A 2,937-nucleotide genomic window follows, 5' to 3' on the forward strand; every position below is an offset into this window, starting at 1 on the left:
ACCGCCACTTCGCCATCCTGTACCGCGCCAACCACCAGTCCAAGCCGTTTGAAAAAGCACTGCGCCGCGCGGCGATTCCGTACAAGGTGTCGGGCGGCACCGGCTTTTTTGACCGGGCCGAGATCAAAGACCTGTGCGCCTGGTTTCGCCTGTGGATCAACCACGACGACGACCCGGCGTTTTTGCGCTGCATCACCACGCCCAAGCGCGGCATTGGCCACCAAACGCTGGGCAAGCTGGGCGAATTTGCCACGCAGTACAAGCTGAGCCTGTTCGAGTCGCTGTTCACGTCCTCGCTGGGCGCGCTGTTGCCCGCCAAGGCGCTGGACGGCCTGCACGAATTTGGCCGCTACGTAACAGACCTGGAATACCAGGCCCGGCGCACGGTGGGTGCGGAGGACGCGCTAGCATTTATGTTGCAGTGGCTCAAAGATATTGACTACGAAAAGCACCTCTACGACGGCGAAGACAGCGAAAAAGTGGCCGCCGCCCGCTGGACCAATGTGCTGGAGTTTTGCGACTGGATGGCCGCCCGCGCCGGTGGCCAGACAGACGAAGATTCGGGTGTAACGACCCTGCGCGAGACCAAAAGCCTGCTCGAAGTGGCCCAGACCATCGCCCTGCTGTCCACCATCAACCAGCGCGAGAAGGATGCCGACGTGGTCACCCTCTCCACCCTGCACGCCTCCAAAGGGCTGGAGTGGCCGCACGTGATGCTGGCGGGCGTGACCGAAGGCATGCTGCCCTTCAAGCTGGACGACGACGAGGGCCGCCAACAGGTGGTGGCCGACGACATCACCCAGCGCCTGCAGGAAGAGCGCCGCCTGATGTACGTGGGCATTACCCGCGCCCAGCGCAGCCTGGCCGTGAGCTGGACCAAAAAGAAGAAAAAAGGCCGCGAAACCGTGGCCGCCCAGCCCAGCCGCTTCATCAAAGAGATGGGGCTGGACCAGTCCACAGTGAAAGAAGACCCGCGCGAAAAGCTGCGTGCCTTGCGCGCCGAATTTGCCCAAAAATCGCAAGCCAATGCCGCCGCCGCCCTGGCCGCGCAGAATCCATGACACTCCGACTTACTGCACTTTTTATAGCTGCCTGCGCAATCAGTACCTGCGCCAGCGCCCAAAATGCCTCTAAACCCAAACCCGCCGAATGCCTGGCCGCCACGGCCCTGACCACGGCGCATTTGGTCGGCCTGTGGCGTGCCGAGATCGACGGCGAACCCGGCGGTGCCAGCGTGCGCTTTCAAAAAGACCCCGAGCAAGACAGCAGCGTGGTGGGCAGCATCAACCGCGATGGTGTGAAAACCGGTGCCAAAGATGGTGCGAAAAATGCTGGGAAAGATGCTGGCAAGACGAAGGACAAAGCGAAACCGGCTCTGCTGGCCGGTGACGTACAGCAAGGCGACTTTCAGTTGGAAGAATCCGACGACGGTGTGCGCATCAGCGCCACCTGGAGCGGCCAGGTCGTAGAGACCTCATGTGGCAAGGAAATCAAAGGACTATGGACCAACGCACTCACCGACCAAACCCATCCCTTCGTGCTGCGCAAGCAGGGCGGCTGGGAATGAAGCCCGCCAAGCTTTTTGCCTTGGGTGCGACCATGGCCGCCTTGTGCGGTGGCGCGCAAGCCCAGGTGGCCACCGCCGCCGACACCGCGTCGGCCATTGCCAAGGCCACCACCTCGGCACCCTGGCTGGCCTGCAGCCGCCTGACCGATGACAAGGCCGCCCGCCTGGCCTGCTACGACGAGCTGGCCCAGCAGGTCACCGCGCCTGCGCCCGCCGCCCCGGCCCCCCTGTCCACGGCCGCATCGGCCCTGACCGAGGTGCCACCCCAACCGGTGGCCGTGGCCTTGGCCATCGCCGCCGACCAGGGTTGCAAAGACGCCCGCTACTCCGAGCTGTCGCGCTTCTGGGAGCTGGAATCGGGCAGCAACTGCGGCACCTTTGGCATCCGGGGCTACCGGCCCATCAGCCTGTCGGTGGTACGGGCCAGCGCCACGAACGACCAGCCCAGTTCCCCGGCAGTGGGCCATACGGCTGCGGAGCCCGTTGACTACAACCGCACCGAAGCCCGCATCCAGGTGTCGGTGCGCACCAAGATCGCCCAGGGCCTGCTGACCCAGGGCAGCCCGGGCCTGAGCGATTCGCTGTGGTTTGGCTACACCCAGCAGTCGTACTGGCAGCTGTTCAGCCCGAACCTGTCGCGCCCGTTCCGCAGCACCGACCACGAGCCCGAAGTGGTCTACGTCTACCCCAGCACCCTGAACCTGCCGTTTGACTGGAAGCTGCGCTACACCGGCGTGGGCCTGGTGCACCAGTCCAACGGCCAGAGCCAGCCCTTGTCGCGCAGCTGGAACCGCGTGTATCTGATGGCCGGGTTCGAGCAATCCAACCAGTGGCGCATACAGGCCCGCGCCTGGCAGCGTATCCACGAGAGCAACGGCAGCGACGACAACCCCGACATCACCGACTACATCGGCCACGGCGAGCTGCTGGCCGCGTGGAACGTCAACCCCGACAACACCCTGGTCGCTACGGTGCGCAATTCGCTGAACGTGTCCAACCGCGGCTCGGTGCGCCTGGAGTGGCTGAAAACCCTGACCGGCAACGACAACAAAAAGAGCGCCCTGCGCCTGCACACCCAGCTGTTCAGCGGCTACGGCGACACCCTGATCGACTACAACGTCCGCCGCACCGTGCTGAGCGTGGGGTTGAGCTTGGTGGATTTCTGACCACACCCCCGTTCGCGCCCTAGGCGCGATGCCCGGCCAGGGATGCTGGCAGCACCGAACCTACCTAAAACCTCAGGCCAAATCGACCGCTAGCGCAATAAGAACCTGCACGGCTAGCTATTAATATGAGAGTTGGCATCCACCCGGCTCGGAGGAAAATGCCGAAATCCGGATGAGGTCGAACGCCTGAATTGAGCCGACTGG

The 2,937-nt window shown here is 63.9% G+C and carries 3 protein-coding genes; all 3 read left to right on the top strand.

The window, feature by feature from the left end:
* Positions 1-1,061: 3'-5' exonuclease (locus ABI213_RS12605; RefSeq protein ID WP_348027357.1), on the top strand; the 1,061-nt coding region annotated here is incomplete at its 5' end.
* Positions 1,058-1,567 (top strand): hypothetical protein, encoded by a 510-nt coding sequence (locus ABI213_RS12610; protein WP_348027359.1) that lies wholly within the window; start codon positions 1,058-1,060, stop codon positions 1,565-1,567. The genes ABI213_RS12605 and ABI213_RS12610, both read left to right, overlap by 4 nt.
* On the top strand, positions 1,501-2,733 hold the full coding sequence (locus ABI213_RS12615; RefSeq protein ID WP_348027361.1) for a phospholipase A: 1,233 nt from the start codon (positions 1,501-1,503) through the stop codon (positions 2,731-2,733). The genes ABI213_RS12610 and ABI213_RS12615 overlap by 67 nt, the downstream gene beginning before the upstream one ends.
* The last annotated feature ends 204 nt before the right edge of the window (positions 2,734-2,937 follow it).

Source organism: Rhodoferax sp. (assembly GCF_039922535.1).
GTDB lineage: Bacteria > Pseudomonadota > Gammaproteobacteria > Burkholderiales > Burkholderiaceae_C > Rhodoferax_B.